Below are 5490 nucleotides of genomic sequence, written 5' to 3' on the forward strand. Positions count from 1 at the left end.
TGTGCAGAGCGGGTGTCACGTTCCAGACCACGTGGTAGCCCACATAGATGGCCAGCACGAAGATGATCAGGTTGTAGATACCGGGGGAGATGAATTCTTCCATTGTTTTTATCCTCAGCCGTTTTTGCGCACAACTTGACCGTCGCGGCACATCAGGCACGCGGCGACGATGTCGTCTTCGAGGTTGATCTCAAATTGGCCTTCTTTGTTGAAGACCAGTTTCAGGAAATCCAGCAGGTTGCGCGCGTACAGGGCCGAAGCATCCGCCGCGACTGCGCTGGCCAGATTGGTTGGCCCGCAAATGGTCACGCCATTTTCGACCACCACCTGATCGGCCACGGTCAGAGGGCAATTACCGCCTTGGGCTGCCGCGAGGTCAATGACGACAGAGCCCGGCTTCATGTGCGCGACGGTTTCGGCGCTCAATAGCGTCGGAGCCTTACGGCCTGGGATTAGTGCAGTGGTGATGACGATATCGGCTTGCTTCGCCCGCTCGTGCACGGCCTGGGCTTGACGCTGCATCCAACTGGCAGGCATTGGGCGCGCATAACCGCCGACACCGACTGCGCATTCGCGTTCTTCGTCGGTCTCGTACGGGACGTCGACAAATTTAGCGCCCAGTGATTCGATCTGCTCTTTAACCGCAGGCCGTACATCAGAGGCTTCAATAACTGCACCCAGTCGCTTGGCCGTCGCAATAGCCTGCAAGCCAGCAACGCCTGCGCCGAGAATCAACACGCGGGCAGCTTTTACAGTGCCTGCGGCTGTCATCAACATCGGCATAAAGCGCGGATAGTGGTGGGCGGCCAGCAGTACGGCTTTATAACCGGCAATGTTGGCTTGGGATGACAACACATCAAGACTTTGCGCACGCGAGGTGCGTGGCGCCGCCTCAAGAGAGAATGCCGTGATCCCGCGTTCGGCCAGCTTGGCAATGGTTTCGTCGCTGAACGGGTTGAGCATGCCAATCAGTACCGAGCCGCTGCGGATTAGGGCCAACTCGCTATCGTTGGGAGCAACCACTTTCAGAATCAGCTCGGCGCCAAAGGCGTCTGTGGCGCTGCCAATCGTTGCGCCTGCGGCTTCATAGGCACTGTCGGTAACGCTGGCGTTAACACCTGCGCCGCTTTGAACAGTGACCTTATGGCCTTGGCCGATCAGCTTCTTGATGGTTTCCGGGGTTGCAGCAACCCGCGTTTCACCCGTTTGGGTTTCGAGAGGAACACCAATGCGCACGTCATATCTCCTGCGTGATCTTTTATAAGAAAGCCAGCGCACTGCGGATGGTGCGACTGGGGCGGCCGATCAGCACGGCCCCGCCAAATATTGGGTGGGGCGCGGCATTCTGCTGGCGATTTTTGGGGCTTTCAAGAACTTATGAAGGGTGACGTATTTTTTACTACAAGTCATGCAGTGACCGAATTTCGCAAGAATCAGCTGTAAGCCTTTGTTTATATGGCCTGTAGAGAAATACGGTGTTTTTTTACTTTTTATCACATTTCTTTTGGTTATCGCTGCATAACTTTCGGAAATACCCTGCAGGCCACGTGGTTACTGGCTTTTAGCTTTGTCCAGCTAGACATAAGTCATACGTGCAAAATCGCGACATTTTTGTATATATGTAGTTGTTTTTTATAGGGTACTACCTAATTTTTCTTGATCTTGATTTAGCTCAAACCAGCCTGTAAGCCGCAGCCTGCTTGATTAACCAGTCGCGGAAGGCTTGTAGTGATGCTGACTCAATTTTGCGTTCTGGAATCATCAGGTAGTAAGCCTTGGTGCTATGCAGGGTGAGCTGATTGGCGATGACTAAGCGTTTTTCAGCTAATTCACGCTGAATCAAGAATGGTGGGATCAGAGCTACGCCCATTTCGTGTATGGCGGCTTGGGCCAGCATCGAGAACAGCTCGTAGCGGGGCCCGGTCATATCACGCGCTACGCTCATGTCTTGGGCGTTAAACCACTGACGCCAGGCATAGGGGCGTGTTGTCTGTTGTAGGAGGGGGAGTTCGGCCAGAGCATGTGCGCTTAGGCTTTGCAGGTCGCCCAGGAGTGAAGGGCTGCAAACAGGCAGTGGGTTTTCTCCCATCAGCGGATAGGAAGATGTGCCGGACCAGTCGCCATCGCCGAAGTAGATGGCTGCATCATAATCGGTGTCGGCAAACAGAAAAGGGCGAGTGCGGTTTGTCAGGTTGACGGTGACATCAGGCTGCTGCTGCTGGAAATCCTTGAGCCGCGGCAGTAACCACTGGGTGCCAAAGGTGGGCACGACGGCCAGTTCTATGGTGTTTGCACCTTGTTGGCCCATGACCGATAGCGTGTCTCTTTCTACCGCATCCAATTGGGTTGCAACCCTGCGGCTGTAGGAAAGCCCTGCTTCTGTCAGTTTCACGCCGCGTTTCGAACGCCTGAAGAGTTCCACGCTGAGGAATTCTTCGAGGCTGGCGATTTGTCGGCAAATCGCGCCTTGTGTGAGGGATAGTTCGTGTGCGGCCCTGGTAAAGCTTTCATGACGTGCGGCCGCTTCAAAGCTGATCAGGGCGGTAGTGCTCGGTATCTTGCGGCGCATGTACGGCTTCCTCACTAATGATGATCAAAAACGGCGTTTTAAGCTGTCACGGAGTGAGAAATTATCACAACGGCGTGCTGAATCCTCGTTTGTGCTCCTTATAGGGGCGGCCTAGGATCGACTTACGACATTTGATCTATTTCGCGAGGGTTCTTTAATGGCGGGTAAAGCAAGCTTCAACTGGATTGATCCACTGTTACTGGATCAGCAACTCACTGAAGAAGAGCGCATGGTGCGTGACAGCGCTGAGCAATTTGCTCAAGACAAGCTGGCGCCACGTGTTCTGGAAGCTTTCCGTCATGAGCAGACTGACCCGGCGATCTTTCGCGAGATGGGTGAGACGGGCTTGCTGGGAGCGATGATCCCTGAGCAGTACGGTGGGAGTGGCTTGAACTATGTCAGCTACGGCCTGATTGCCCGTGAGGTTGAGCGCGTTGACTCAGGTTACCGCTCGATGATGAGTGTGCAGTCCTCCTTGGTTATGGTGCCGATCAATGAGTTCGGTACTGAGGCGCAAAAGCAGAAGTATCTACCGAAGCTGGCATCAGGTGAGTGGATCGGTTGTTTTGGTCTGACAGAGCCTAACCATGGCTCTGATCCTGGCGCGATGATTACTCGTGCACGATCAGTAGATGGCGGCTACAGCCTGACGGGCAGCAAAATGTGGATCACCAACAGTCCGATTGCAGATGTATTTGTGGTTTGGGCGAAGGATGACGAGGGGGACATCCGTGGCTTTGTCCTAGAGAAAGGCTGGAAAGGCCTGAGCGCCCCAGCCATTCACGGCAAGGTTGGGTTGCGTGCGTCAATCACGGGCGAGATCGTGATGGATAACGTCTTTGTGCCGCAAGAAAACATCTTCCCGGATGTGCGGGGTTTGAAAGGCCCATTCACCTGTCTGAACTCCGCTCGTTACGGCATTTCGTGGGGCGCGCTGGGGGCGGCTGAGTTCTGCTGGCACACGGCGCGTCAATACACGCTGGATCGTCAACAGTTTGGTCGGCCTCTAGCGGCTACGCAGTTGATCCAGAAAAAACTGGCGGATATGCAGACCGAGATTACGTTGGCCTTGCAGGGTTGCCTGCGCTTGGGGCGGATGAAGGATGAAGGAACCGCGGCTGTTGAGATTACGTCGATCATGAAGCGTAACTCCTGCGGCAAGTCGCTCGATATTGCGCGGATGGCACGGGACATGTTGGGCGGAAATGGTATCTCGGACGAATTTGGAGTAGCTCGTCACTTGGTTAACTTGGAAGTGGTGAACACCTATGAGGGGACGCATGACGTGCATGCCTTGATTCTTGGGCGGGCGCAGACAGGTCTTCAGGCGTTCTATTAATAGGAGCTTGGCTCATGGGTGCTTTATCGCATTTGCGGGTGCTGGATTTATCGCGAGTACTGGCTGGGCCATGGGCTGGGCAGATTCTGGCAGACCTTGGGGCTGAGGTGATCAAGGTCGAGCGCCCTGGCAATGGTGACGACACACGCGCTTGGGGCCCTCCCTTCCTCAAGGATGCTTATGGGGAAAGTACGGGCGAGGCCGCGTATTACTTGTCGGCGAATCGTAATAAGCAGTCGGTGACGATAGATTTCACCAAGCCTGAAGGTCAGCGATTGGTGCGTGAGTTGGCCGCAAAGTCCGACATTTTGATCGAGAACTTTAAGGTAGGCGGCCTAAAGGCGTATGGACTGGACTATGCGTCGCTCAAGAAGGCCAATCCTCAGTTGATCTACTGCTCTATTACCGGTTTTGGTCAAACGGGGCCTTATGCTAAGCGGGCAGGCTATGACTTCATGATTCAGGGCTTGGGCGGGCTAATGAGTCTTACCGGGCGGCCTGAAGGGGAGGAAGGGGCAGGACCCGTTAAGGTTGGGGTTGCGCTGACGGATATTCTGACGGGGTTGTACGCGACGGTCGCAATGCTGGCTGCGCTGGCTCATCGTCAGCAAGGTGGAGGTGGGCAGCATATCGACATGGCATTGCTGGATGTGCAGGTTGCGTGTCTAGCGAATCAGGCCATGAATTATCTGACTGCAGGCGTTTCTCCTAAGCGCCTGGGGAATGCCCACCCAAACATTGTGCCGTATCAGGATTTTCCTACGGCGGATGGCGATTTCATTCTGACGGTAGGCAATGACAGTCAATTCCGTAGGTTTGCAGAGGTGGCGGGTCGGCCACAGTGGGCGGATGATCCGCGTTTTGCCAGTAATAAGCAGCGGGTCGCCAATCGTGCTGTGTTAGTGCCGCTTATTCGGCAGGCAACTGTCTTTAAGACAACCGCGCAGTGGGTGGAGCAGCTAGAGGCAGTCGGTGTACCTTGTGGGCCGATCAATGATCTAGCCCAAGTGTTCTCTGATCCACAGGTGCAGGCTAGGGGCTTGGCTTTTGAGCTGCCGCATGTGCTAGCTGGACTGGTACCGCAGGTGGCAAGCCCTATCAGGTTATCTGAGACGCCAGTGGAATATCGCAACGCGCCACCTTTGTTGGGGGAGCATACTCAAGAGGTATTGGGGCGTGTGCTGGGTCTTGGGGTGGCGGACTTTGAGCTTCTGCGACAAGCGAGTGTGTTGTAGCTATATAGAGGGGGCGTCAGCCCCCTCTATATAGCTGGTCTTTGGGCAAGTTAAGGCTAATTGATAGGTTCGCTCAATTAGTGCTTGACTCAAATTTATAACGGCCTATAATTCGCCCCACTTCCGACGCAGTCGAAACGGAAAACTCCTTGAATATCAATGAGTTGGATATGTTTTGACGGTGCTAGCTTCAAATCATCGAGGCAGGAAGTGGGGTGTTGACAGCGGCGTGTAACGCTGTAGAATTCGCCTCCCGCTAACGAGAGATCGAAAGCGCAAGTGGTTGAAGTTGTTAAAGATTTCCAAATGAAACTTTGAAAACTTCTTAAATAACCGCTTGACAGTAA

The 5490-nt window shown here is 54.2% G+C and carries 5 protein-coding genes; 2 read left to right on the plus strand and 3 right to left on the minus strand.

Annotation, left to right across the window (positions count from 1 at the left end; all coding sequences use genetic code 11):
- The 3 genes from AQS70_RS07245 to AQS70_RS07255 form a co-directional block, all read right to left on the minus strand.
- On the minus strand, nucleotides 1–103 hold a 103-nt coding region (locus AQS70_RS07245; RefSeq protein ID WP_187331788.1), incomplete at its 3' end, for a proton-translocating transhydrogenase family protein.
- Between the two features lie 11 nt (nucleotides 104–114).
- Nucleotides 115–1236: a Re/Si-specific NAD(P)(+) transhydrogenase subunit alpha gene (locus AQS70_RS07250; RefSeq protein ID WP_055102201.1), complete on the minus strand. Its 1122-nt coding sequence runs from the start codon at nucleotides 1234–1236 to the stop codon at nucleotides 115–117.
- Nucleotides 1237–1672: 436 nt separating this feature from the next.
- The gene (locus AQS70_RS07255; RefSeq protein ID WP_055102202.1) at nucleotides 1673–2569 is read right to left on the minus strand and encodes a LysR family transcriptional regulator; all 897 of its coding nucleotides are present in this window, start codon (nucleotides 2567–2569) and stop codon (nucleotides 1673–1675) included.
- Nucleotides 2570–2726: 157 nt separating this feature from the next.
- On the opposite strand from AQS70_RS07255, the gene AQS70_RS07260 reads away from it, so the two are divergent.
- Together AQS70_RS07260 and AQS70_RS07265 are read left to right on the plus strand one after the other, a co-directional pair.
- On the plus strand, nucleotides 2727–3908 hold the full coding sequence (locus tag AQS70_RS07260; protein ID WP_048373804.1) for an acyl-CoA dehydrogenase: 1182 nt from the start codon (nucleotides 2727–2729) through the stop codon (nucleotides 3906–3908).
- A gap of 14 nt (nucleotides 3909–3922) precedes the next feature.
- Nucleotides 3923–5143, plus strand: a complete 1221-nt coding sequence (locus AQS70_RS07265) for a CaiB/BaiF CoA transferase family protein (RefSeq protein WP_055102203.1) — start codon at nucleotides 3923–3925, stop codon at nucleotides 5141–5143.
- The last annotated feature ends 347 nt before the right edge of the window (nucleotides 5144–5490 follow it).

Source organism: Pseudomonas endophytica (assembly GCF_001411475.1).
Classification (GTDB): Bacteria; Pseudomonadota; Gammaproteobacteria; order Pseudomonadales; family Pseudomonadaceae; genus Aquipseudomonas; species Aquipseudomonas endophytica.

Excerpts from the sequence above, each read along its gene's own strand:
- AQS70_RS07255 (WP_055102202.1), bottom strand. The coding sequence starts at position 2,569 with ATGCGCCGCAAGATACCGAGCACTACCGCCCTGATCAGCTTTGAAGCG.
- AQS70_RS07260 (WP_048373804.1), top strand. The coding sequence starts at position 2,727 with ATGGCGGGTAAAGCAAGCTTCAACTGGATTGATCCACTGTTACTGGAT.
- AQS70_RS07265 (WP_055102203.1), top strand. The coding sequence starts at position 3,923 with ATGGGTGCTTTATCGCATTTGCGGGTGCTGGATTTATCGCGAGTACTG.